Below are 23,772 nucleotides of genomic sequence, written 5' to 3'. Positions count from 1 at the left end.
TCCCCGCGTAGTTCTATTGACTTATATAAAATCTATGGTTTGATATATGTATATAATCAACAAAAGGATGCCCTATGGATTTAATATTTAATCAATTTCAAACTTCAAAAAGTATTTATGCACAAGACAAGTATATGACTTTTGCAAAGTCAATCCTTCATCTTCCAATTTTTCAATCTGTAAAGAACTCAAAGAAAGAAAGGGTAACTATAAAAATAGACAAATTCTATTCTTATGAAGATGTTGAAATGGACTTTATACCTTTGTCTGTGAATTTCGATTTTGATGTTTTCTATTACATTCTTCAAAAGAAATTGAAGTCAGACAAGCTCACATTCACAATAAATATGAAGCACTTTATGAAATTTCATAAAGTCCACCCAAGCAATAAAAAGGTGTATATAGAGAAGTTAAGAAAGTCATTAAAGAATATGATGAAATTTTATCTTGAATTTAGATATGACTCTATTACTTACAAGTGTCATTTGCTGAATAATATCGTTGAAGATGCTAATGATAAAGAAAATACAGTCATTACATTCAATAAAGAATTTGAGAATTTTTACAAGCACGACACTGACCTAATCTTTAATTTTAAGTTCGATAAGTTCAAAGAAATTGAAGGGGATTATGCAAGGGTTCTATATATGTTCTATCTAACTAATCACTACGCTGATAGTGTTAGATTTAAGATTTCCGACATATTAGATAGATTGCAAAGCAATTTTTCAACAAAGACAAAAACATATGAGTATATAAAGAAAGCTCACGAAGAACTAATTAAAATAGAGTTCTTGAAATCTGTTGAGCCTATCAAGGAAGGTAGGGAATTAACTGGTTATTTGGTTGAGTTTGAAAAAGTAAGAAAAGGTTTTTTACCAACGGTTGCAGAAAAACCTAAAAGCAATACTGATGAATCATCTATCTGTGATGAAGAATTACCATTTTAATTAACAACATAAGGACTATATGAAGAATGAAATTAAAGCAATATTAGCAGCAACAATGATGATTACAGCATTCTCTGCGAATGCTGCGTTTAGGGTTCAAATACCACTTGAAATAGATGGTGGTGGGCATTTACCTAATCGCTCAATAGTGTTTACTGGTATCACTGAAACAACCCCGCCAGAGCCTGAAACGCCTCAACGAAGTCTTGTCAGTCAAGTGTCATTCTTTGAAGACGTTGTGACATACAAGGGTTTTTACTCTGCAAACAAAGCATCAAAAATATACACATATCCAAATATGATGATTGTTGAAACAATACTTGAAAGCGGTAGAGATTATTATTTGAGTAATACCGGCTTTGATTGTGTCTATACGGCAAATGTTTGCACTATGAACATTTCAAAAGCATCAGGTGGTTGTGTAGTTTCAGACGCAAGCCTAAGCGGGATAAAAACAGAATTGATATTTAAAACGCCTGCGGTTGGGAATGCTTGTTTAAATCAAACATTTGGTAATGCTGCAAATGGTTTCGCAAAATCATATCAGGATATAAAGATTTACGATGGTAAATAATAAAGCCCTGATGGGCTTTTATTATTAAGGTGTATATCTGTTTGTTTTCCTTGATTTCTGCTTTTTTTCTTTCTCTTGTTCATTTCTTGCTTGTGCTTCTCTCTTCAATTTCTCTTGTTCTTGCATTCTCCTAATCAATTCTTCATAAGAATTGGAATTTCCGAATTCTGTTGAATTTTGTTTTTTAACTGGTTCAGGTTGAATAGGCTTTTCAACTGGTTGAGCTGGTTTATTTCTTTCTTCTTCAATTCTCTTTTCTTGTTGGTAGTTGTTATATCTACGCTGAAAACTGTGTTGATTTTCAAGAAAGACTTTTTTCTCTTCAATTTCTTTTGAAAATTCTTCTTTAAATTGTGGTAATTCACGATTAACACGGCGGAAATCTTCAATCTTTTGCTCTGGTGCATTCTCAAAATTAGAACCAAAACAAGATTTACAGGTAAGGGTTTTATGAGCAACGCAGAGCATTGCAGGCGTTATACTGTTCAACAAGTCATTAAATTGCTTGCGAACGGTGTCAACCTCTTCAACTGGTGGCTTCTCTGGTGCTTTTTGAAGTGGTTTAGTTTTTTCCTGGGTAGGTATAGCGAAAACTGATTTAGGGGCTTCTATGGCCATTTCTGGTTGTTTAGGCTCAACCTTTTTATTCATTGAAGCATATTGCTCTTGGATTTTCTTCAATTCTTCTAAATCGGCTGGTTTAGGTTGATAACCTTCTAATTTAAAGCCTTTGGCTTCCAATCCCATCAACTGAAATTCAAGCCATATATTCTTCTTAAAATGGTTTCCGCCACTCACTGTAAAGGTGCTTGGTGGGTTTGAATCAGCAAGCAATCTTTGCAAACCTGCTTTTGCTGATTGTCTTGATGTGTCATTGAATAAGACTTTTGAAGGGTCTTTATAGTATTCAAAAGATTTTTTGCTGTTGTATGTGTTGTAGAAATATTCAACCTTGTCATTGTGTTGTTCATATTTGAATTTCGTGCTTAACACTGATTTAGGGTTTACCCTATTCATAAAATCAGGCTTTGTATCACTTGATATTAAAAAGCAATCTTCGACTTGTTTTTTTACTTGATGCTTTTTAGATAAAGTATTCTCGAATTCTTCATCTTCTCCGAGTTTTGCTTTCAAGGTTTTATAGGAAAGATTTAACTCTGATGCTTTGAATATTTGGTCATCGAGTTGAATGGAGAAAGATGATTTACCATTGTGAATGACATTAAAGCCATTCTCGGTTATTTGGTTGATAAAATCGGAAGGACTGGAAGCATTATCAAGATAAGGCTTTAAAGCGTCTTTCATTTGCTGCTTATTAGAAACTATACCTCTAACATCAAGCATTCTTTCATTAGTCGATGGAAGTTTTTCAATGTCATTTTTATTTTTAGATGTTGCTTTTCTATTTTTTGGCTTAATCAATTTGTGTTTATCTTCTAACTTATCGCATTCAATTTCAATGATGCGATAATCATCTTTTTGCTTGTAAGTCTTTCCGTTGTTATCTCTAACTGACCAAATGATATGGACGTGCATTTCATCTGTGTCATTATGAACAGCCATCAAGTATTTGCGATTGCTGAGATTATGAGTTTTTTCATAAAGTTCTTTTGCAATCTGTAATGCCTTTTGTGGGTTCATATCATCATTAGTGTGAAAACTTACTATGTCGTGATATGTTCTTACTTGCTGGGTAGAACCTATTTTTCTATTGTTGTTGTAAAAATTAACATCATCATCAATTTCACTTGATAATCTATTTACTAAATCGTCTTTGATGATGTTTGGTCTATGAATAAAACTGGCTTCATAAAGGCAGCAGCCTTTATCTTTAAGAATGTAATTGGCTGTTCTCTTAATTCCTCTTTTTGTTTTTTGGCTGCTGGCTTTCTTTCTTATCATATTACTCCTTTGAGTTATTTCTTTTTTCTATACTTATGGCGTTCTTTTGATTGCGTAAGTATCCAAGCAATTGGCCGAATAATTTTTCAATATTTTCTAATGTGTTCCATTGCTCATTCGTAATTATTCCACCACTATTACAATGCTTGGCTATTTGATTTAGATTGTTATATGGTTCGGAAATTTTCTTCTCAAAATTTGCGTATGTTTCTTTTAAGGCCGTGCTATTAACTTTTATAATGTTGCCAAAACCATCTGAAATTATTTTTTCAATCAACTGTTCATATGTTAAACCTGTTGCCTGTTTCAATTCTTGGAAAGCGTCTGCTGTCTTCTCTGTTGTTCTAATCGTAATGGTAGAACCTTTACTTCTATTTACTTTTTTCTTCTCCTTATCTGGAAATATATCACTCATGTAATCACCTTAAATTGTTATCTTAATTGTGGCAGTCTTTCCGCTTTACCATTTTCTAAACGAAGTGAAGAAAATCGAGCAACAATGGAAGTCCACGAAGTGGCACTCCATTGTTATTGCTCGCATATAATTAGAATGCCATATAAATGTTGTATCATATATTTTAATGTTTTCAAGTGGCGTGGACTGCCATTTAAATTGATAACAGGAATAATGAAAACAAAAGGCGTATATCAGGGAACAAAAAAGGCCACTAAATAGTGGCCTTGGATAACTGAAAATAAAAACTGGTTAATTAGTTTTTTGGGCAATAGATTTAACTACGCTAGCCCAAGAATTTTCAATTTCATCTTTATTGTATTCATTTGCCAATTCATCATTGAGAATGTGGCGATTAACACCATTGGAAAACTCTACATGTAAAATATCATTCAAGTAATCAATCTGGATTTTCTTGATGATATTTTTTAGCTCATTATTGTATTGAACTCTTTTTTCAATTGCTTCTTGTGATTTGTCATAGATGATTTTTTCAATATCAATCCCTTGTAAATCATAGAATGACTTGAATGAAGAAATAATCTTGTCGAGTTCTTTGTTTTTGATTTCAATTTCAGCATCATATTTTATGATGCTACTTTCTAAATCAACAATAATCTCATTGTATGTTTCTGGAATGGTTTCACCTTCCATAATCATCTTTTTGATTTGCGATTTAAAATCATCAAGGCGATTAGAGATTTTGGTTTTTTGGTTCTGCAATTTCATCAATTCATTTTTGATTTCATCGGCGTTTGTATTTTCTTCTAATAGTGTTCCGATATTGATGCCGTTAGTGAATTTAAAAAATCGGCCAAATACTTTTTTACCACGAATTGACTGCTGGCCTTTTAAACCGCATTTGCCTGTCATCGAGTTTGTGCAAATAAAATAATCTCTTTCGCCTTTGTTCATATAGCGAATAGTTCCGCCACAAAAACGGCAAAAAATTAAATCACGGAAAACATTATATCTTTGAGCTGAATATCTACCTGAAAATGGTTTTCTTGATGTGATGACGGATTGAACCTTTAAAAACAAATCTTCATCTATTACCTGCGGGTAATAATCTGGAATGGGATTTCCTTCATCTTTTCTAATGAGCCGACCATTTTCGTTGTAATGAATTTTTTGGGGCTGATGCTCACCAATCAATTTTCTATTGCTCAATAGATATTGAGCCTGATGAATAGCAAGTTTTTCACCATAAAGTGAATTATATTCTTTGGTTGCTTCTTGTAAGCCTTTGGAAAGGGAAAGCCTGAAAAGTGTTCTTACTCTGTCAATTTTCACTTCATCAATGATGAATGTGTTGTTTTCTACTTTTAGCCAAGTAGGAACTTTTTTAGTGACGATTTCACCATTGTGCATCTTATCTCTATTGAGTTTCCAAGCCTTGCTTGAAAAATCACTTTTACGCTGACTTTCTGCGTTAGCCCTTTCAAATTCAACAAGAGCAGTAATCCAATCACCAAAATCAAGATTATCGGCATCATAAATTTTATTCTTATCAAGAATGACTATCTTGATGCCTGAAAATAAAAGGTCAGTAAAAATCTTATTACTACGAACGATTTTATCCCGTGATAATCGGTCAAAGTTCTCTATAAGTAGATAAGAACCTTTTTCAATTTCTCCTTTCCTTACCTCTTTGAGAAACTGACCAAGCACACCATCGGAACCAGCGTGTTTACCGTGAAAAGCAGACGTTCCGGCGTCTTCAAGGTGTCGATCTACCTCCAAGCCGTGCTTGGCCACAAACGCCTCTATAAGCTCATTTTGGCGTGTTCTCGTTGATCCATCTTCCTGGCGGGTAGATGAGAAACGAACATAAGGAAAGCACTTTTTGGTCATTTTTTAACCAATCTTGGAGAGTGGAACCAATAACATAGCACGTCTGTATCTACTGCTATGCGCGCCCCAGCCATGCTTATTGGGACATGTCTCCAGGGCTGGACTTCGAAACCAAGCTGATCGCTAAAACTAATGCAGCGGCAGTGCTTGAGCAGCAATTGAGCAAGCCGGGCTACGTTTGCGCACCGATCAACCTAGGTTCCAACACGGATCCGTATCAGCCTATCGAGCGCGAGCAGCAGTTGACCCGGCGCTTGCTTGAGGTACTGCTGCGCTATCGCCATCCGGTCACCATCGTCACCAAAGGCTCACTGATTCTGCGCGACCTTGATCTGCTTACCGAGCTTGCTCAGCAGCGCCTGGTGTCGGTGATGATCAGCCTGACGACGCTCGACGATGAACTCAAGCGCACGCTGGAGCCGCGTGCGGCGGCGCCCAAGGCGCGGTTACGGGCAATTCGGGTGTTGACCGAGGCTGGCATTCCCGTCGGCGTTCTGTGCTCGCCGATGATCCCAATGATCAACGACAGTGAGCTGGAGCACTTGCTGGAAGCCGCTAAGGCTAACGGCGCCAGGAGTGCTGCCTACATGTTGCTGCGCTTGCCGCTGGAAGTTGCGCCGTTGTTCGAGCAGTGGCTGCAGGACCATTACCCGCAACGGGCGAACCATGTATTGAGCTTGATCCGCCAAAGCCGTGGCGGTGATTTATATGACAGTCGCTTTGGTGCGCGCATGCGCGGTGAAGGCGTGTTTGCCGAGTTGTTGGCACAGCGGTTCAGTAAGGCTATTCGCCGTCTCGGGTTGAACCAGCGCGAAGGTTATTCGCTGGATTGCAGTGCATTTTGTCCGCCTGGCAGGCAGATGTCGTTGCTCTGATTTCGATAATGGGTATTGGCCACTGATGTTTTTTTGATACTATTTTGGCATCTCTTTGAATCGCTGAAAGCCGCGCCCTAGAGCTGCGCAATTCAGTTTCAGTTAAGTTTTCCCGGGTAGCGTAAGAAATCAGCCAACAACAGATGTGATTGTTGGTGCACGCCGGTCATCCAAATGACATGCGTTGTTTGAATCATCAACCCGGTAGAATGGACTTAACCTAAAAACGTCAAAGAGGATGAATCATGCCCATCAAGGACCCATCCAAGGTCGTTCCGGATGTACCCGCAGAGAGCGCTGACGCTGCCCTGAAGCATATCGTCGATGGCTTTCTGCGGTTCCACCATGAGGTTTTCCCTGAGCAGCAGGAGCTTTTCAAGAAGCTGGCCACCGCGCAAAAGCCTCGGGCAATGTTCATCACCTGTGCCGACTCGCGCATCGTGCCCGAGTTGATTACCCAAAGTTCGCCTGGCGACCTGTTCGTTACCCGTAACGTCGGTAACGTGGTGCCACCCTACGGTCAGATGAACGGTGGTGTGTCTACCGCCATCGAATATGCCGTGCTGGCCCTTGGTGTTCACCACATCATCGTGTGCGGTCATTCCGACTGTGGCGCCATGCGTGCGGTACTCAACCCACAGAGCCTGGAGAAGATGCCAACGGTCAAAGCCTGGCTGCGCCACGCCGAAGTTGCCCGCACGGTGGTTGAAGACAACTGCTCTTGCGGCAGCGAGCATGAAAGCATGCAAGTGCTGACCAAAGAAAACGTCATCGCTCAGTTGCAGCACCTGCGCACGCACCCTTCGGTTGCTTCGCGTCTGGCAGCCGGCCAGCTCCACATTCACGGCTGGATTTACGACATTGAAACCAGCCAGATCGAGGCCTATGACGCCTCGAGCGACAGTTTCCTGCCGCTGACTGCCGGTCAGCCTATTCCCAGCGCCACCCCGAAAGGCCGCTACTAAGCGCCCCTGACACCCCCGCGACACGCTGATTGACGGCTGCACCTCACCGGTGCGGCCTGGTCATCGGCTGCCTTGAATTTCCCTGACTGCCCTGCCGGTTTGCTGGCGGTATGCACCTGCTCGTCTGTCAGGGGTGTGCGACTGGCCATTGGAATGGCCTTGAACGTGAGAGAAGGAGTGACACGGTGAACAAAACACAGATCAAAGCGGCATTGCCGCGTGAATTGCTGGCATCGGTAGTGGTCTTTCTGGTCGCCCTGCCCTTGTGCATGGGGATCGCCATTGCTTCGGGGATGCCCCCCGCCAAAGGCCTGATAACCGGGATTATTGGTGGCATCGTGGTCGGCTGGCTGGCCGGCTCTCCGCTGCAAGTCAGCGGCCCGGCTGCGGGTTTGGCCGTGCTGGTGTTTGAGTTGGTACGTCAGCATGGCGTGGCTATGCTTGGCCCCATCCTGCTGCTGGCGGGCTTGTTGCAATTACTGGCCGGGCGCTTGCGTTTGGGCTGTTGGTTCCGGGTGACGGCGCCGGCCGTGGTCTACGGCATGCTGGCGGGTATCGGTGTGCTGATTGTCTTGTCTCAAGTGCATGTGTTGTTCGACAGCGCACCGCAGCCGTCCGGGCTGGCCAATCTGGTGGCGTTCCCGGCCACGGTCAGTCAGGCGCTACCGTTTGAGCAGCCTGGTGACGGCTGGAAGGCTGCACTGCTGGGGTTGGGCACCATTGGGCTGATGTGGGCCTGGGAGCGCTTTCGGCCGCAGGCGTTGCGTTTTGTGCCTGGTGCATTGCTTGGCGTCGCGGTAATGACCGTCGTCAGTATTTGGTTGGCGCTGCCGGTTAACCGTGTCCAAGTGCCTGCCGACCTGAGCGAAGCGATCGACTGGTTACGCCCGACCGACCTGCTCAATCTTGCCGACCCGCACCTGCTGGTTGCAGCCTTTGCTCTGGCTTTTATCGCCAGTGCTGAAACCTTGTTGTCGGCGGCTGCAGTGGATCGTATGCACAACGGTCAGCGTTCGGATTTTGATCGTGAGCTATCGGCCCAGGGGCTGGGCAATATGCTCTGTGGATTACTCGGCGCACTGCCTATGACTGGGGTCATTGTGCGCAGCTCGGCGAACGTTCAAGCGGGGGCGCGGACACGTTTGTCGGCGATTTTGCATGGGGTCTGGTTACTGGCCTTTGTCGTGGTATTGAGCAGTGTGTTGCAACAGATACCGGTGGCCAGCCTGGCGGGTGTGCTGGTGTACACCGGTATCAAACTGGTCAATTTCAAGGCGTTCAAAGACCTGGGCCGGTATGGCCGAATGCCGATGTTCACTTATGCCGCTACAGCGCTGGCGATCATTCTCACCGACCTTCTGACCGGTGTCTTGCTCGGTTTCGCCCTGACTTTGCTCAAGCTGGCGCTCAAGGCTGCACGTCTGAAGATCAGTGTGGTCAGCCTTGAGGCAGCAGGTCACCTGGAGTTGCGCATGAGTGGCTCGGCGACCTTCCTCAAGGTGCCGGCACTGGCGCGGGCACTTGAGGGGATTCCGGCGGGAACTACGCTGCATGTGCCCTTGGCCAATCTCAGCTATATCGATCACTCCTGCCTTGAGCTGCTTGAGGATTGGGGGCGAGCCAATGCTGGCAACGGCTCACGCTTGCTAATCGAGCAGCGTCGGCTCAAGCGTCGGGTCGAAGGGCGGGTGCGTACGACGGTTGGCTTGGGGACTTGAAGCTATCGCGGGGCAAGCCCGCTCCCACCGGTGGGAGCGGGCTTGCCCCGCGATGTGTTTACCTCCCCTCACGCCGGCTGATCCAGCCCAACGCCCAGTTGCCGTGACAGGCAAGGCCAGCGTTTCCAGGCTGCGCCCGTGTCAGGGCTGCTGAGCTTTTCGCGGTATTGCTCTACTGATTCCAGAGCAAAGCTATCCTCGTTGAGCATTTCGTCGACCGAGTGATGCACCACTTCGTCCAGCTGGTTGGCGAATTCTTCACCGATCAACTGGTGGGCAATCAGGTTGGCGACGGTGGTGTCCAACGGGATCAGCGGTTGCTGGAAGTGCTTGATGTACAGGTCGTTCACTTCTTCCACCAGGCGATGCGCCAAGTAGGCCTCATCCAGCAGGCAGCCAAGGCCCAGATGAGCGTTGGTGATGGCGGGTGGTTGCAGGAAGTACTGCTCAGCGATTTTCAGCACCGGTTTGATCTGCGATTCGATGCCAGCTTCGCGGGCCACTTCATTGGCCGCTTCAAGCATTTCCGGGACCTGTTCAATGTAGGCGCTGACGAAACGGGCCAAAGCGCCTTGAGCGTCGATTTCCGGCAGTTGGATCGACGGATGCAGGTGCGGTAGTTGCTTGATCAGTTGTTCTTTCAGTTGGCCGGTTTCGGTCTCATGTTGATGGGCACGGGTAATCTGCTCGCGCAAAGCGGCGATGTTCATGACAACTCCAGGGTAAAGACGTGACAAACGGAAGACATAAGGTAGCGTGGATCTGAAAACCGCTAAGACGTATTTTTCATAACCGTTTGGCGCTTATAGTCACAAATTATATCGAAATGCCATCATTGTGCTTCCACCCCAGATAAATCACGGCCTCATGCGCAAACGTTCAAACGCGGGCCGGTGAATTTTTCTATCGCGTTGCGTGGTCGAGGTCGCTGTCTATACTCCGGTTTGAAAGTGATTCGCTGATGAGGCCCGACTGCAGTTCGCAGGGGCTCGGTCGTCGAAGTTCGCAGTCTTGGCCGCCGTACCCTTAGCCGTAGGTCCACGCCTCCGGGATAACAAGAACGATAAGGGGAACCCGCAATGATGCGACATCCACACGTCTGGATGGGCCTCCTGTTGTGGTCGGTATTCGGTCAGGCCAACGCCGCCTGGACCGTGAACATGGCGCCAGGGGCGACTGAAGTCAGCAACGCAGTGTTCGACCTGCACATGACCATCTTCTGGATCTGCGTGATCATTGGCCTGGTGGTCTTTGGCGCGATGTTCTGGTCGATGATCATCCACCGTCGTTCCACCGGCCAGCAGCCAGCGCACTTCCACGAGCACACTTGGGTCGAGATCATGTGGACGGTGGTGCCGTTCCTGATTCTGGTGGCGATGGCCATTCCAGCGACCAAGACCCTGATTGAAATCTACGATGCCAGTGAATCGGACGTGGATATCCAGGTCACTGGTTACCAGTGGAAGTGGCACTACAAATACCTGGGCCAGGACGTTGAGTTCTTCAGCAACCTGGCCACCCCCGCCGACCAGATCCATAACAAAGCCCCCAAAGACGAACATTACCTGCTCGAAGTCGACCAGCCACTGGTGCTGCCGGTCGGCGCCAAGGTGCGCTTTTTGGTGACGGCTGCCGATGTCATTCACTCATGGTGGGTGCCGGCCTTTGCGGTCAAGCGTGATGCCATTCCCGGCTTCGTCAACGAGGCCTGGACTCGGGTCGAAAAGCCCGGGATTTACCGCGGGCAGTGCACTGAGCTGTGCGGCAAGGATCACGGCTTCATGCCCGTGGTGGTCGAGGTCAAATCCAAAGCCGATTACGACACCTGGCTTGCCGAGCGTAAGGCCGAAGCGGCCAAGCTCAAGGAGCTGACCAGCAAGGAGTGGACCCTGCAAGAGCTGGTTGAGCGCGGTGACAAGGTGTACCACACCACTTGCGTGGCCTGTCACCAGGCCGAAGGTCAGGGCCTGCCGCCGATGTTCCCGGCACTCAAGGGCTCAAAAATTGCCACCGGCCCTAAAGAGGATCACCTGAGCATTGTTTTCCATGGCAAGCCCGGCACAGCCATGGCTGCGTTCGGCAAACAACTGTCGGAAGTCGATATCGCCGCCGTGGTGACCTATGAACGCAACGCCTGGGGCAACAACAAGGGCGACATGGTCACGCCAAAAGATGTGCTGGCGATGAAACAGGCAGAAAGCAAATGAGCCGGCCTGACCGCTATTCCCGCATCAGTCACCGGACTGCAGGAGACAGGACATGAGCGCAGTGATCGACGACCACAGCCACGGTCATGAGCACGCCCACGGACCGGCCAAGGGCCTGATGCGCTGGGTGCTGACCACCAACCACAAAGACATCGGCACCATGTACCTGTGGTTCAGCTTTATCGCCTTCCTGCTCGGTGGCTCGTTTGCCATGGTGATCCGTGCCGAGCTGTTTCAACCGGGACTGCAGATTGTCCAGCCGGAGTTCTTCAACCAGATGACCACCATGCATGGCCTGGTGATGGTCTTCGGTGCGGTGATGCCGGCCTTCGTCGGCTTGGCCAACTGGATGATCCCGCTGATGATCGGCGCGCCGGACATGGCCCTGCCGCGGATGAACAACTTCAGCTTCTGGCTGTTGCCAGCAGCGTTCCTGTTGTTGGTTTCAACCCTGTTCATGCCGGGCGGTGGGCCGAATTTTGGCTGGACGTTCTATGCCCCGCTTTCAACCACTTACGCCCCGGAAAGCGTGACGTTCTTCATCTTCGCCATCCACCTCATGGGGATCAGCTCGATCATGGGGGCGATCAACGTCATTGCCACCATTCTCAACCTGCGTGCGCCAGGCATGACCCTGATGAAGATGCCGCTGTTTGTCTGGACCTGGCTGATCACGGCCTTCTTGCTGATTGCCGTGATGCCAGTGCTGGCCGGCGTGGTGACCATGATGCTGATGGACATTCACTTCGGCACCAGCTTTTTCAGCGCGGCGGGTGGCGGTGACCCAGTGCTGTTCCAGCACGTGTTCTGGTTCTTCGGGCACCCTGAGGTGTACATCATGATCCTGCCGGCGTTTGGCGCGGTCAGCTCGATCATTCCAGCGTTCTCGCGCAAACCACTGTTTGGCTACACCTCGATGGTGTACGCCACCGGGGCGATTGCCTTCCTGTCCTTTATTGTCTGGGCGCACCACATGTTTGTGGTTGGTATTCCGGTGGTCGGCGAGCTGTTCTTCATGTACGCCACCATGCTGATTGCGGTACCAACCGGAGTGAAGGTGTTCAACTGGGTCAGCACCATGTGGGAGGGCTCGCTGACCTTCGAGACACCGATGCTGTTCGCCATTGCTTTCGTCATCCTGTTCACCATTGGTGGCTTCTCCGGACTGATGCTGGCCATCGCCCCGGCCGACTTCCAATACCACGACACCTATTTTGTGGTGGCTCACTTCCATTACGTGCTGGTACCCGGTGCGATCTTCGGGATCTTTGCCTCGGCCTATTACTGGCTGCCGAAATGGACCGGCCATATGTATGACGAGACCTTGGGCAAACTGCATTTCTGGTTGTCGTTCGTCGGTATGAACCTGGCCTTCTTCCCGATGCATTTCGTTGGCCTGGCTGGCATGCCGCGGCGGATCCCGGATTACAACCTGCAGTTCGCCGACTTCAACATGGTCTCCTCGATCGGTGCCTTTACCTTCGGTGCGACGCAGATTTTCTTCCTGTTCATTGTCATCAAGTGCATTCGTGGCGGAGCTCCGGCGCCAGCCAAACCTTGGGACGGTGCCGAAGGGCTGGAGTGGTCCGTGCCGTCGCCGGCGCCCTACCACACCTTCCAGACACCGCCGGAAGTGAAATGAACACAACGGGCTGGAGGATGAACCATGAGTGAAGGGACCTCGCTCAAACGCCTGGTGGTACGGCTGATGCTGCTGACCGTGGTGATGTTCGCCTTCGGTTTTGCCTTGGTGCCGATCTACGACGTGATGTGCAAAGCCTTTGGGATCAACGGCAAGACCGGCGGGCAATACGCAGGAACACAGGTCAGCGACCCGAACCGCAGCGTAAAAGTGCAGTTTATGTCGACCAATGCCAGTGACATGGTCTGGGAGTTCTACTCCACGGCCGATCAGATTGACGTCAATCCTGGTGCGGTCAACCAGATGGTGTTCATTGCCCGCAATCCGACCGACAAACCCATGAGCGCCCAGGCCATTCCGAGCATCACTCCAGCGGAAGCGGCGGCGTACTTTCATAAAACCGAGTGCTTTTGCTTTACCCAGCAGGTGCTGCAGCCGGGGGAACGCATCGAAATGCCGGTGCGTTTCATCGTTGACCGTGACCTGCCCAAGGATGTGAAACACCTGACGCTGGCTTACACGCTGTTCGATATCACCGCTCGCCACCCGCCGGTTGCACACCTGGCGGGCCCGGCCACACAGGGCGCCCGATAAGGAGAACACTCAATGGCTTCGCATGAGCACTACTACGTACCGGCGCAAAGCAAGTGGCCGATTATTGCCACGGTCGGCATGTTCATCACGGTGTTCGGCCTGGGCACCTGGTTCAATGACCTCAAGGCTGGGCGCCCCGAATCTCATGGGCCCTGGATCTTCTTCTTCGGCGCGCTGTGCCTGGCCTACATGTTCTTCGGCTGGTTCGGTGCGGTGGTCAAGGAAAGCCGTGCCGGGCTCTACAGCCCGCAACTGGACCGCTCGTTCCGCTGGGGCATGTCCTGGTTCATTTTCTCTGAAGTGATGTTCTTTATCGCTTTCTTCGGGGCCCTGTTTTATGTGCGCAACCTGGCCGGACCCTGGCTCGGAGGGGAAGGTGCGAAAGGTGTGACGCATATGCTCTGGCCTAACTTCGAATTCGCCTGGCCGCTGCTGAACACCCCTGACCCCAAGTTGTTTCCACCGCCCAAAGAAGTCATCGATCCTTGGCACTTGCCACTGATCAACACCATTTTGCTGGTGAGCTCCAGTGTCACGGTGACCATTGCGCATCATGCCTTGCGCAAGGATCACCGTGGCTCCCTGAAGTTCTGGCTGGGGCTGACCATCTTGCTGGGCATCGTCTTCCTGATCCTGCAGGCCTACGAATATCACGAGGCCTATTCCGAGCTGGGGCTGACCCTGGGCTCGGGCATCTATGGGGCAACGTTCTTCATGCTCACCGGCTTCCATGGCGCCCACGTGACCATGGGCACGGTGATTCTGTTCGTGATGCTGGTGCGGATCATGCGCGGGCATTTCAACCCCGACAAACACTTCGGCTTCGAGGCCGCCAGTTGGTATTGGCACTTCGTGGATGTGGTGTGGGTGGGGCTGTTTATCTTCGTTTACGTGCTGTAACCGCGTTCAGAACGGCGCATGGGATACCAGCTGGCCGCTGTAAAAGCCCCAGGTGATCAGCGCCAGGGTCAGCGCGGCGAGTGTGACCCGAACCGTCAGGGCTTTGAGCAGGCGCGTGGAGTGTCCGTCGTCCTTGACCAGAAAGAACAGGCCACTGAACAGGCTGGCGATGGTGGCCAGCAGCATCAGGACAATCGCGGCTTTAAGCATGGCGAAACTCCGGGGGGATGCATCGATGACCTTAAGTATAGCGAGTGACCATGGGGTGACCGGGTGAAGCCATTTCGCCCAGGATGGGTGCCGACCCTGGTGGTACTGATGCTGTTGCCCGGGCTGATCGCATTGGGCTGCTGGCAATTGTCGCGCGCCCAGGAAAAGCGTGAGCTGCTGGCCCGCTATGCCGAGCGTCAGGCCGGTGAAGCCATTGCCGCGGCACAACTGCCACAGGTGCAAGACCCGGCGTATCGCCGGGTGCGCCTGTACGGACATTTCGATGCCGCGCATAGCTTGTTGCTCGACAACCGCCTGCGGGATGGCCAGGTCGGTGTCGAACTGCTGCAGCCCTTCCTCGACCAGAGCAGCGGGCTCTGGCTGTTGATCAACCGTGGCTGGTTGCCTTGGCCGGATCGGCGTAACCCTGTGCAGTTCACTACTCCGGAGCAGGCCTTGAGCCTCGATGCTTGGGTGTATGTCTCTCCCGGCGCGGCCTTTCAGCTACATGCCGACCCGCAAGGCGGCAGTTGGCCGCGGCTGCTGACGGCGATTGATGCCAGTCACCTGTGGCCAGAACTGGCTCGCGAAGGGTTCGCTCACGAATTACGTCTGGAAGCGGGGCCGGCCAGCTACCGGCTGGACTGGCCGGTGGTGGCGCTGGGCCCGGAAAAGCACTTGGGCTATGCCGTTCAGTGGTTTGCCCTGGCCCTGGCGTTGGTCCTGCTTTACCTCTATTTCGGCTGGCATAACAACAAGGAGAAACAGCATGGGAGCCGTCACGAGTCCACTCAACATGTCTGAAGGCAAGACGCCGTCCGGGCGCGCTCGTGGGCGTCTGCAATTGATCTTGATTCTGCTGGTGGTCATCGGCCCGATGATGCTGGCGACCGCCATGTACAAACTGCAGTTCTGGGTGCCCGACAGCCGCAGTTATCACGGCGAAATGATCGGCAACGGTCAGAGCCGTGCCGACCTTGGAGTCAGTGCCGATGAGCAGCGCTGGCAGCTACTGGTGAGCGCACCCAAGGACTGCGGGCTGGACTGTCAGCAGTTGGTGTACCTGGCCCGGCAAATCCAGATTGGCCTGGGTCGTGATGCCAGTCGCGCCAGCCATGCACTGGCCGTGAACCAGCCGTTGAGTGCCGACTACCAGGCGCGAGTCGAACGTGAATACCCACAGCTGCAACGCTACCCGTTGGACTTGAGCAAGTACGAGGCAGTCAGTCAGGGCAAGCAGGATGCACAGCTGTGGATCATCGACCCTCACGGCAACCTGGTGCTGCGCTACGACGCCAGGGTCAAGGGCAAGGACTTGCTCAATGACCTGCGCCACCTGCTGAAACTGTCCAACATCGGCTAGGACATCATCATGGCCAGACCCGGATTTCGCCTCGCTGTGTTCGCTACCTTGCTGGCACTGGTGGTTGTCCTGCTCGGTGCCTATACCCGTCTCACTCATGCGGGCCTGGGCTGCCCGGATTGGCCGGGTTGCTACGGTTTCATCAGTGTGCCCAAAACCGAAGCTCAGCTGGCCCATGCTGAGCGGCACTTTCCGGATACACCGGTGGAGGAGCACAAGGGCCGCAACGAGATGGTTCATCGCTACTTTGCCGGCACCCTGGCCCTGGTGATTACCCTGCTCGCTGTGCAGGCCTGGCGCCGTCATGGCCGTGACGGTCAGCCGTATCGCTTACCCTTGCTGCTGCTTGGTGTGGTGTTCGCTCAGGCTGCCTTCGGTATGTGGACGGTGACCCTCAAGCTGTGGCCGCAAGTGGTCACTGCGCACCTGTTGGGCGGCTTTGCCACCTTGAGCCTGTTGTTTTTGCTGAGCCTACGTTTGTCGCGGGCGTTCGCCCCACTGGCTAAGTTGCCGCTGAGTGTGAGGCGTGTGGCGGCCCTGGCGCTGCTGGTGGTGATAGGCCAAATTGCCTTGGGCGGTTGGGTCAGTGCCAACTACGCTGCGGTGGCCTGTGTCGATTTACCCACCTGCCATGGCCAGTGGTGGCCACAGGCAGACTTCGCCAACGGCTTTCATCTGACCCAGCACATCGGTCCCAATTACTTGGGCGGGCAACTGGACAGTGACGCACGCACCGCCATTCACCTCAGCCATCGCATGGGCGCGCTGCTGGTCACCGGGGTGCTGCTGATACTGAGCTGGAAGCTTTATCGCCATGGTCTGGGCGGGTTGGCACGGCTGGTGTTGCTGGCGCTGGCCGTGCAGGTTGGCCTGGGTATCAGCAATGTTCTGTTTCACCTGCCATTGCCGGTGGCTGTCGCCCACAATGCCGGAGGTGCCATGTTGTTGCTGAGCATGGTGCTGGTCAATTACCGCATTCGCCTGGTGGCCAGGGCGAAGGCCCGCCGGGTCAGCCAGGGCTGGCGCCTGACACCGCTGAGCAGCGGGGGTGTCGTTCATTATCTGGGAGATAACTCATGGCGACGCTTCTGAGCGAGCGCAAGCTCCAGGCGGGCTGGCGCGATTACCTGGAGCTGACCAAACCGAAGGTCGTGGTACTGATGCTGATCACCTCGCTGGTGGGGATGTTTCTCGCCACCCGCGCCGGTGTGCCCTGGACGGTGCTGCTGTTCGGCAACCTGGGTATTGCCTGCTGCGCTGGCGCCGCTGCTGCAGTTAATCATGTGTTGGACCGGCGCATCGATGCGCTGATGGCGCGGACCCACAAGCGCCCTTTGGTCGAAGGCCGGGTAGCACCACTGGCGGCAGTGACTTTTGCCTTGCTGCTGGCGCTGTCGGGCATGGCTTTGCTGTTGGTGTTCACCAATGCCCTCACCGCCTGGCTGACCTTGGCTTCGCTGCTCGGTTATGCGGTGATCTACACCGGCTTTCTCAAACGAGCGACACCGCAGAACATCGTAATTGGTGGGCTGGCAGGCGCTGCACCACCGTTGCTAGGCTGGGTCGCGGTCAGTGGGCACATCAGCGCTGAGCCGCTGCTGTTGGTGCTGATTATCTTTGCCTGGACACCACCACACTTCTGGGCGTTGGCCATTCACCGCAAGGCAGAGTACGCCAAGGCCGATATCCCGATGTTACCGGTCACCCACGGCGAGCATTACACCAAGGTCCACATCCTGCTCTACACCTTGGTATTGCTGGCGGTCAGCTTGCTGCCTTATGTCATCCACATGAGCGGGCTGCTGTACCTGGTGAGTGCCGTGGTGCTGGGTGTGCGCTTCCTGCAATGGGCTTGGGTGTTGTACCGTGGCAGTCGGCCGCACGCGGCGATCAAGACCTTCAAGTACTCTGTCTGGTACCTGCTGCTGTTGTTCATCGCGCTGCTTGTAGACCACTACTTACTGTTGAACCTATGACTCGAACCCAGAAAACCGTCTTTATCCTCGTTGCCCTGGTCGCCGTGATTCTTGGGCTTACTGTCAACAAGAAGCTCAATGAGCGCAGTGAGGGCAACCCGACCGAGTTGATCGATGCCGGCATTATCCTGCTGCCGCAGAGCCGCACCGTGCCAGCACTGGAGATGACCGACGAGAACGGCCAAGCGCTGCAGATGGATGAACTCAAGGGTAAGTGGTCGCTGCTGTTTTTCGGCTACACCTTCTGCCCGGACATCTGCCCGACCACACTGGCGCAATTGCGTCAGGTGAAAAGCGAGTTGCCTAAAGAGGCTGTGGAGCGGCTGCAAGTGGTGTTGGTCAGCGTTGACCCGAACCGGGACACGCCGGCACAGCTCAAGCAGTACCTGGGGTATTTCGACAAAGACTTCCGCGGTGTGACCGGTTCACTGGACAACCTGCAGAAGCTGGCCAATGCGGTGAGTATTCCGTTCATTCCGGCCGATACCAGCAAGCCTAACTACACGGTAGACCACAGTGGCAACCTGGCGCTGCTGGGGCCGGATGGCAAGCAGCGTGGCTTTATTCGTGCGCCATTCAACAATCAGAAGCTGGTGGCTCAATTGCCGGGGCTGGTTAAGCGGGACTGAAAAGCATCGCGGGGCAAGCCCGCTCCTACCGTAGGAGCGGGCTTGCCCCGCGATTAGCAGTTAAATCAGAACGCCGGCTTGACCGCGCCCTTGTACTTCTCTTCGATGAACTTCTTCACTTCCGGGGTGTGCAGGGCTGCAACCAGCTTCTTCACCGCGTCAGCGTCTTTGTTGTCTTCACGGGTTACCAGAATGTTCACGTAAGGCGAATCGGAGCCTTCGATAACCAGTGCATCGCTTTCTGGGTTCAGCTTGGCTTCCAGCGCGTAGTTGGTGTTGATCAGCGCCAGGTCGACCTGAGTCAGCACACGCGGAATGGTTGCCGCTTCCAGCTCGCGGAACTTCAGGTTCTTGCTGTTCTCGGCAATGTCTTTGACGGTCGAGAGGATGTTGGTGTTGTCTTTGAGCTTGATCACACCGGCCTTGTCCAGCAGCAGCAAAGCACGACCGCCGTTGGTGGCGTCGTTCGGGATGACGACGGTAGCGGTCGATGGCAGCTCATCCAGCTTCTTGTACTTGCTGGAGTAAGCGCCCAGTGGCTCCAGGTGCACACCGGCTACGCTGACCAGTTTGGTGCCCTTGGCCTTGTTGAACTCATCCAGGTACGGCTGGTGCTGGAAGAAGTTGGCGTCCAGGCGCTTTTCGGCCACCTGCACGTTCGGCTGGATGTAATCGGTGAAAACTTTCACCTTCAAGTCCACGCCTTCTTTGGCCAGGGCCGGTTTGACGAACTCGAGGATCTCGGCGTGCGGCACCGGGGTGGCGGCTACGGTCAGGGTCTCGGCTTGGGCCGAGAAGGCCGCAACGGCGGCAACAACAGCAAGCAGCTTTTTCATCAAATCACTCCTTGTGAGGGCCTAACCGGCCCCCGGTGCGTCGGCAGCGCCGACCCATGGGGTTACTTACGGGAAAAATGCACAACCAGTTTGTCGCCCACGCTCTGCAACACTTGAACCAGTATCAGCAGCAGGACCACGGTGACCACCATGACGTCGGTCTGGAAACGCTGGTAACCAAAGCGGATTGCCAGGTCACCGAGACCGCCCGCACCGACCACGCCGGCCATCGCGGTGTAGGACACCAGGGTGATGGCAGTAACGGTGATGGCTGCGAAGATGCCCGGACGGGCCTCAGGCAGCAAGGCGTTCATGATGATCTGCCGGGTGGTGGCGCCCATCGATTGGGTGGCTTCGATAATGCCGCGATCAACCTCGCGCAGCGCGGTTTCCACCAGGCGTGCGAAGAACGGCGTTGCCCCCACCACCAGCGGTGGGATGGCCCCGGCGACACCGAGCGAGGTGCCGGTGATCAAGACCGTGAACGGGATCATCACAATCAGCAGGATGATGAACGGCAGCGAACGCAGCACGTTGACCACAAACGACAGCAGCGCATACACGCCTTTCTGCTCGAACATCTGCCGCGGGCCACAAAGGAACAGCAGCACGCCCAACGGCAGACCCAGCAGCACGGTGAACAGCAGCGAGCCGAACAGCATGATCATGGTGTCGATGGTAGCGAGCCAGATTTCCGCCCAGTCGACGTTGGCAAAGAAACTCAAAGCGTCCATTAACGCAGTACCTCCATATGAACATCAGCCGCCGTGAAGCGGGCAAAGGCCGCCTCCATGTCGCCGCCAGTGACGGCCAGGGTCAGCTGCCCATACGGGGTGTCTTTGATGCGGTCGATGCGACCGGCAAGGATGCTGTAGTCCACGCCTGTTTCGCGGGCTACCGTGCCCAGCAGCGGCGCGTAGGTGGAATCGCCCTGGAAGGTCAGGCGCACGATGCGGCCCGGCACATGGGCGAAATCGTCGCGCTGCTCGTCTTCGTCGATCTGCTCGTCTTCCTGGACGAAGCGCTTGGTAGTCGGGTGCTGCGGATGCAGGAACACATCGGCCACCGGCCCGTGTTCGACGATCTGCCCGGCATCCATCACCGCAACCCGGTCACAAACCCGGCGGATCACGTCCATTTCATGAGTGATCAGCACGATGGTCAGGTTCAGTTCGCGGTTGATTTCGGCCAGCAATTGCAGGACCGAAGCCGTGGTTTGCGGGTCGAGCGCACTGGTGGCTTCATCGCAGAGCAGAATTTTCGGCTTGGTGGCCAGGGCGCGGGCAATACCGACGCGTTGTTTCTGGCCACCGGACAACTGCGCTGGATACTTCTTGGCGTGTTCAGAAAGCCCGACGCGGGCCAGCAGCTCACTCACCCGGCTATCGATCTCTTTACGCGACAGTTCGCCGGCCAGAGTCAGTGGCAGCGCGACGTTGTCGGCAACGGTCTTGGAGGCCAGCAGGTTGAAGTGTTGGAAGATCATTCCGACTTGCTGGCGGAAGCGCCGCAGGTCGTTAGCGTTGAATGCGGTGACATCTTCACCGTCAACGATGATCTTGCCGCCGCTTGGCGCTTCCAGACGGTTAATCAGGCGCAGCAGCGTACTTTTGCCGGCGCCGGAATGGCCGATCAGTCCGAACACCTGGCCGTTTTCAACGCTCAGGCTGGTCGGGTGCAGCGCGGGGATGTCCCTACCGGCAACGCGGTAGGTTTTATGCACATTTTGAAACTCGATCACGTAGCGAACCTTGTGGGGCGCATGGAATAAGGGTCAGCGGTTAGCCGGGGCGCGCATTTTAGCCTGTTCGTATAGAGGTTCTTAGCATTTATTTCGCAATTGACCAATGCTACGGGAATATCACGATCAGTGGTCAATCCGAATGAACGCTCGCCAGGCCTCGTCAGTCACTACAGAAAGGGCCCGCCGTGGGGTCAGAACCAAGACTGATCGAGGAGAGCGTTCCAATGCCCAGCAAGAAGAATCCACCCAAGGAAAGTCAACTGGCCGGGACCCAGACTCCGGACCGGGCCAATACCAACGCCAAGCTGCAAAGCCTGGAAGTATTTCGCAGTGATGCCACCGGCCAAGCCTTGCGTACCAACCAGGGCGTCAAGGTTGCCGACAACCAAAACAGTCTGCGAGCCGGTGAACGTGGTCCGTCATTGCTGGAAGACTTCATCATGCGTGAGAAAATCACGCACTTTGACCATGAGCGAATTCCTGAGCGCATTGTGCATGCCCGAGGCAGTGGTGCCCATGGCTACTTCCAGGCCTATAAATCCCATGCAGCGTTGACCAAAGCCGGATTTCTTCAGGACCCAGAGAAAATGACGCCGGTGTTCGTGCGCTTTTCTACTGTGCAGGGGCCGCGTGGGTCTGGCGATACGGTGCGTGACGTGCGCGGTTTTGCCGTCAAATTTTTCACCGAAGAAGGCAATTTCGACCTGGTCGGCAACAACATGCCGGTATTTTTCATCCAGGACGCGATCAAGTTTCCTGACTTTGTCCATGCGGTGAAACCCGAACCACATAATGAAATGCCCACCGGCGGCTCGGCTCACGACACCTTCTGGGACTTCGTTTCACTGGTGCCGGAGTCGGCGCACATGGTGATCTGGACGATGTCTGACCGCGCGATTCCAAAGAGTTTGCGCACTATGCAAGGTTTCGGTGTGCATACCTTCAGATTGATCAATGCCAAGGGCAAGTCCAGCTTCGTCAAATTCCACTGGAAGCCCAAAGCCGGGGTACGTTCCCTGCTATGGGACGAAGCGCAGAAACTGGCGGGTAAAGATGCGGATTACCATCGCCGAGACCTCTGGGAGGCGATTGAGACTGGCAATTACCCTGAGTGGGAGTTCGGTGTACAGATCGTTGCGGAAGAAGACGAGCACAAATTCGATTTTGACCTGCTCGACCCGACCAAGATCATTCCTGAAGAACTGGTACCGGTGACACCGCTGGGCAAGATGGTGCTCAACCGCAACCCTGACAACTTCTTCGCCGAGACCGAGCAGGTTGCCTTCTGCCCTGGGCATATCGTTCCCGGTATCGATTTTTCCAATGACCCGTTGCTGCAGGGACGGCTGTTTTCTTACACCGACACCCAAATCAGCCGCCTCGGTGGCCCAAACTTTCATGAGATTCCCATCAATCGGCCGTTGGCGCCCAATCACAATGGTCAGCGCGATGCTCTGCACCGGGTAACGCTGGACAAAGGCCGCGCTTCGTATGAGCCCAATTCCATCGATGGCGGTTGGCCGAAAGAAACGCCAGCGGCTGCCTCCGAGGGCGGTTTTGAGTCGTACCCGGAGCGGATCGAAGCGCACAAAGTTCGCCAACGTAGCCCGTCGTTTGCCGATCACTTCTCTCAGGCACGGCTGTTCTACCGAAGCATGAGCCCGACTGAGCAAGCGCACATCGTCAATGCTTACAGCTTTGAACTGGGTAAGGTTGAGCGCGTCGATATCCGCAGGCGTGAGGTGAACGAGATCCTGGCCAACATTGACCTCAAGCTGGCAGCGCAGGTGGCGGCGAGTCTTGGCTTACCGGCGCCGAAAAAAGGTACGGTTAACGTCCCGGAGCTGCCTCTCAAACAGTCACCTGCCTTGAGCCAGATGAATTTGCTGAGCGAAGGCATCCGAGGGCACAAAGTTGCTGTACTTGTGGCCGACGGCGTTGATGACAAGCATGTCGATGCCGTGGTCAAGGCGTTGGAGGCAGAAAGCGCGCAGATCAAACTGCTGGGGCTCACCTTAGCACCGGTGCAGACTGCCCAAGGCAAACTGTTGGCAGTGGATGCTTCGATCGAAGGCATGCCGTCGGTGTTGTTCGATGCCGTGTGGGTAGCCGCTGGCAAGACGTCGACACAAGCCTTGCTGGGTAGCGGTGATGCATTGCATTTCCTGCTGGAGGCTTACAAGCACCTCAAGCCTATGGGACTTGCCAGCGAGGCGCAGCCGTTGCTCGATAGGTTGGGCTTGAAATCTGATGGTGGCTTGCTGTCAGGGGACGATCCGAAAACGTACAAAGCTTTCATCAACGCAATGGGCAAGCATCGGGTGTGGGCGCGGGAGGGCGCGGCCGAGGCGATCCCCGCTTAAGTGCAGTAGCTGGGTG

Annotated in this window: 22 protein-coding genes and 1 pseudogene; 15 read left to right on the top strand and 8 right to left on the bottom strand. The window is 52.7% G+C overall.

Going from position 1 to position 23,772, the window contains the following annotated elements; all coding sequences use genetic code 11:
- Positions 1 to 74: 74 nt before the first annotated feature.
- Positions 75 to 950 carry a hypothetical protein gene (locus E1573_RS10865; RefSeq protein ID WP_133213480.1) on the top strand — a complete coding sequence of 292 codons (876 nt, stop codon included), beginning with the start codon at positions 75 to 77 and terminating at the stop codon, positions 948 to 950.
- 19 nt (positions 951 to 969) lie between these two features.
- Positions 970 to 1,524 carry a hypothetical protein gene (locus E1573_RS10860; protein ID WP_133213478.1) on the top strand — a complete coding sequence of 185 codons (555 nt, stop codon included), beginning with the start codon at positions 970 to 972 and terminating at the stop codon, positions 1,522 to 1,524.
- A gap of 24 nt (positions 1,525 to 1,548) precedes the next feature.
- On the opposite strand, the gene E1573_RS10855 is transcribed toward E1573_RS10860, so the two are convergent.
- The 3 genes from E1573_RS10855 to E1573_RS10845 all read right to left on the bottom strand — a co-directional run bounded on the left by E1573_RS10855 (position 1,549) and on the right by E1573_RS10845 (position 5,734).
- Positions 1,549 to 3,426 carry a relaxase/mobilization nuclease domain-containing protein gene (locus E1573_RS10855; RefSeq protein WP_133213476.1) on the bottom strand — a complete coding sequence of 626 codons (1,878 nt, stop codon included), beginning with the start codon at positions 3,424 to 3,426 and terminating at the stop codon, positions 1,549 to 1,551.
- 1 nt (position 3,427) lies between these two features.
- Entirely contained in the window at positions 3,428 to 3,841 is a 414-nt protein-coding gene (locus E1573_RS10850) for a hypothetical protein (RefSeq protein WP_133213474.1), read from the bottom strand.
- Between the two features lie 291 nt (positions 3,842 to 4,132).
- Positions 4,133 to 5,734 carry a recombinase family protein gene (locus E1573_RS10845; protein ID WP_133213472.1) on the bottom strand — a complete coding sequence of 534 codons (1,602 nt, stop codon included), beginning with the start codon at positions 5,732 to 5,734 and terminating at the stop codon, positions 4,133 to 4,135.
- A 38-nt stretch (positions 5,735 to 5,772) separates the two neighbouring features.
- Here E1573_RS10845 and E1573_RS10840 point away from each other — a divergent pair.
- From E1573_RS10840 to E1573_RS10830, 3 genes and pseudogenes are all read left to right on the top strand, one after another.
- Positions 5,773 to 6,609 (top strand): annotated as a pseudogene (locus tag E1573_RS10840) (PA0069 family radical SAM protein); the annotation flags it as partial.
- A gap of 245 nt (positions 6,610 to 6,854) precedes the next feature.
- The gene (locus E1573_RS10835) at positions 6,855 to 7,574 is read left to right on the top strand and encodes a carbonic anhydrase (protein ID WP_133213470.1); all 720 of its coding nucleotides are present in this window, start codon (positions 6,855 to 6,857) and stop codon (positions 7,572 to 7,574) included.
- 185 nt (positions 7,575 to 7,759) lie between these two features.
- A complete protein-coding gene (locus E1573_RS10830) occupies positions 7,760 to 9,292 on the top strand; it encodes a SulP family inorganic anion transporter (RefSeq protein ID WP_133213468.1) in 1,533 nt (510 codons plus the stop codon).
- Between the two features lie 68 nt (positions 9,293 to 9,360).
- Here E1573_RS10830 and E1573_RS10825 read toward each other — a convergent pair whose 3' ends face one another.
- A complete protein-coding gene (locus E1573_RS10825; RefSeq protein ID WP_133213466.1) occupies positions 9,361 to 10,002 on the bottom strand; it encodes a hypothetical protein in 642 nt (213 codons plus the stop codon).
- A 369-nt stretch (positions 10,003 to 10,371) separates the two neighbouring features.
- Here E1573_RS10825 and coxB point away from each other — a divergent pair, with 369 nt between their 5' ends.
- The 4 genes from coxB to E1573_RS10805 are packed head-to-tail and all read left to right on the top strand — an operon-like array spanning position 10,372 to position 14,635.
- The gene (gene coxB, locus E1573_RS10820; protein ID WP_133213464.1) at positions 10,372 to 11,499 is read left to right on the top strand and encodes a cytochrome c oxidase subunit II; all 1,128 of its coding nucleotides are present in this window, start codon (positions 10,372 to 10,374) and stop codon (positions 11,497 to 11,499) included.
- 52 nt (positions 11,500 to 11,551) lie between these two features.
- Positions 11,552 to 13,141, top strand: coding sequence for a cytochrome c oxidase subunit I (ctaD, locus tag E1573_RS10815; RefSeq protein ID WP_045186462.1), 1,590 nt, complete (start codon positions 11,552 to 11,554; stop codon positions 13,139 to 13,141).
- A gap of 24 nt (positions 13,142 to 13,165) precedes the next feature.
- Positions 13,166 to 13,735, top strand: a complete 570-nt coding sequence (locus E1573_RS10810; RefSeq protein ID WP_133213462.1) for a cytochrome c oxidase assembly protein — start codon at positions 13,166 to 13,168, stop codon at positions 13,733 to 13,735.
- 12 nt (positions 13,736 to 13,747) lie between these two features.
- Positions 13,748 to 14,635 carry a cytochrome c oxidase subunit 3 gene (locus tag E1573_RS10805; RefSeq protein ID WP_133213460.1) on the top strand — a complete coding sequence of 296 codons (888 nt, stop codon included), beginning with the start codon at positions 13,748 to 13,750 and terminating at the stop codon, positions 14,633 to 14,635.
- Positions 14,636 to 14,641: 6 nt separating this feature from the next.
- Here E1573_RS10805 and E1573_RS10800 read toward each other — a convergent pair whose 3' ends face one another.
- Positions 14,642 to 14,845, bottom strand: a complete 204-nt coding sequence (locus E1573_RS10800; protein WP_028942629.1) for a twin transmembrane helix small protein — start codon at positions 14,843 to 14,845, stop codon at positions 14,642 to 14,644.
- A gap of 63 nt (positions 14,846 to 14,908) precedes the next feature.
- Between E1573_RS10800 and E1573_RS10795 the strand changes: the two genes are divergently transcribed.
- Genes E1573_RS10795 through E1573_RS10775 form a run of 5 tightly spaced genes read left to right on the top strand, consistent with a single transcriptional unit; the run spans position 14,909 to position 18,813 of the window.
- A complete protein-coding gene (locus E1573_RS10795; RefSeq protein ID WP_133213458.1) occupies positions 14,909 to 15,649 on the top strand; it encodes an SURF1 family protein in 741 nt (246 codons plus the stop codon).
- Positions 15,615 to 16,208, top strand: coding sequence for a hypothetical protein (locus tag E1573_RS10790; protein WP_133213456.1), 594 nt, complete (start codon positions 15,615 to 15,617; stop codon positions 16,206 to 16,208). Before E1573_RS10795 ends, E1573_RS10790 begins: the two co-directional genes overlap by 35 nt.
- A 9-nt stretch (positions 16,209 to 16,217) precedes the next feature.
- Complete coding sequence (locus E1573_RS10785; RefSeq protein ID WP_133213454.1) at positions 16,218 to 17,300, top strand: heme A synthase; 1,083 nt, start codon at positions 16,218 to 16,220, stop codon at positions 17,298 to 17,300.
- Entirely contained in the window at positions 17,285 to 18,184 is a 900-nt protein-coding gene (gene cyoE, locus E1573_RS10780) for a heme o synthase (protein WP_133213452.1), read from the top strand. Before E1573_RS10785 ends, cyoE begins: the two co-directional genes overlap by 16 nt.
- Positions 18,181 to 18,813, top strand: coding sequence for an SCO family protein (locus E1573_RS10775; RefSeq protein ID WP_133213450.1), 633 nt, complete (start codon positions 18,181 to 18,183; stop codon positions 18,811 to 18,813). Before cyoE ends, E1573_RS10775 begins: the two co-directional genes overlap by 4 nt.
- Before the next feature lie 65 nt (positions 18,814 to 18,878).
- Here the strand turns inward: E1573_RS10775 and E1573_RS10770 are convergent, their stop codons facing one another.
- The 3 genes from E1573_RS10770 to E1573_RS10760 all read right to left on the bottom strand — a co-directional run bounded on the left by E1573_RS10770 (position 18,879) and on the right by E1573_RS10760 (position 21,390).
- Positions 18,879 to 19,649: a MetQ/NlpA family ABC transporter substrate-binding protein gene (locus E1573_RS10770; protein ID WP_133213448.1), complete on the bottom strand. Its 771-nt coding sequence runs from the start codon at positions 19,647 to 19,649 to the stop codon at positions 18,879 to 18,881.
- 62 nt (positions 19,650 to 19,711) lie between these two features.
- Positions 19,712 to 20,383, bottom strand: a complete 672-nt coding sequence (locus E1573_RS10765) for a methionine ABC transporter permease (protein ID WP_133213446.1) — start codon at positions 20,381 to 20,383, stop codon at positions 19,712 to 19,714.
- A complete protein-coding gene (locus tag E1573_RS10760) occupies positions 20,383 to 21,390 on the bottom strand; it encodes a methionine ABC transporter ATP-binding protein (protein ID WP_133213444.1) in 1,008 nt (335 codons plus the stop codon). The genes E1573_RS10765 and E1573_RS10760 overlap by 1 nt, the downstream gene beginning before the upstream one ends.
- Positions 21,391 to 21,617: 227 nt before the next feature.
- On the opposite strand from E1573_RS10760, the gene katE reads away from it, so the two are divergent.
- Positions 21,618 to 23,756: a catalase HPII gene (gene katE, locus E1573_RS10755; RefSeq protein WP_133213442.1), complete on the top strand. Its 2,139-nt coding sequence runs from the start codon at positions 21,618 to 21,620 to the stop codon at positions 23,754 to 23,756.
- Positions 23,757 to 23,772 lie beyond the last annotated feature (16 nt).

Origin of the sequence: Pseudomonas sp. H9 (genome assembly GCF_004353925.1) — a bacterium.
Classification (GTDB): Bacteria; Pseudomonadota; Gammaproteobacteria; order Pseudomonadales; family Pseudomonadaceae; genus Aquipseudomonas.
This window is presented reverse-complemented; position numbering and strand designations above follow the sequence as displayed.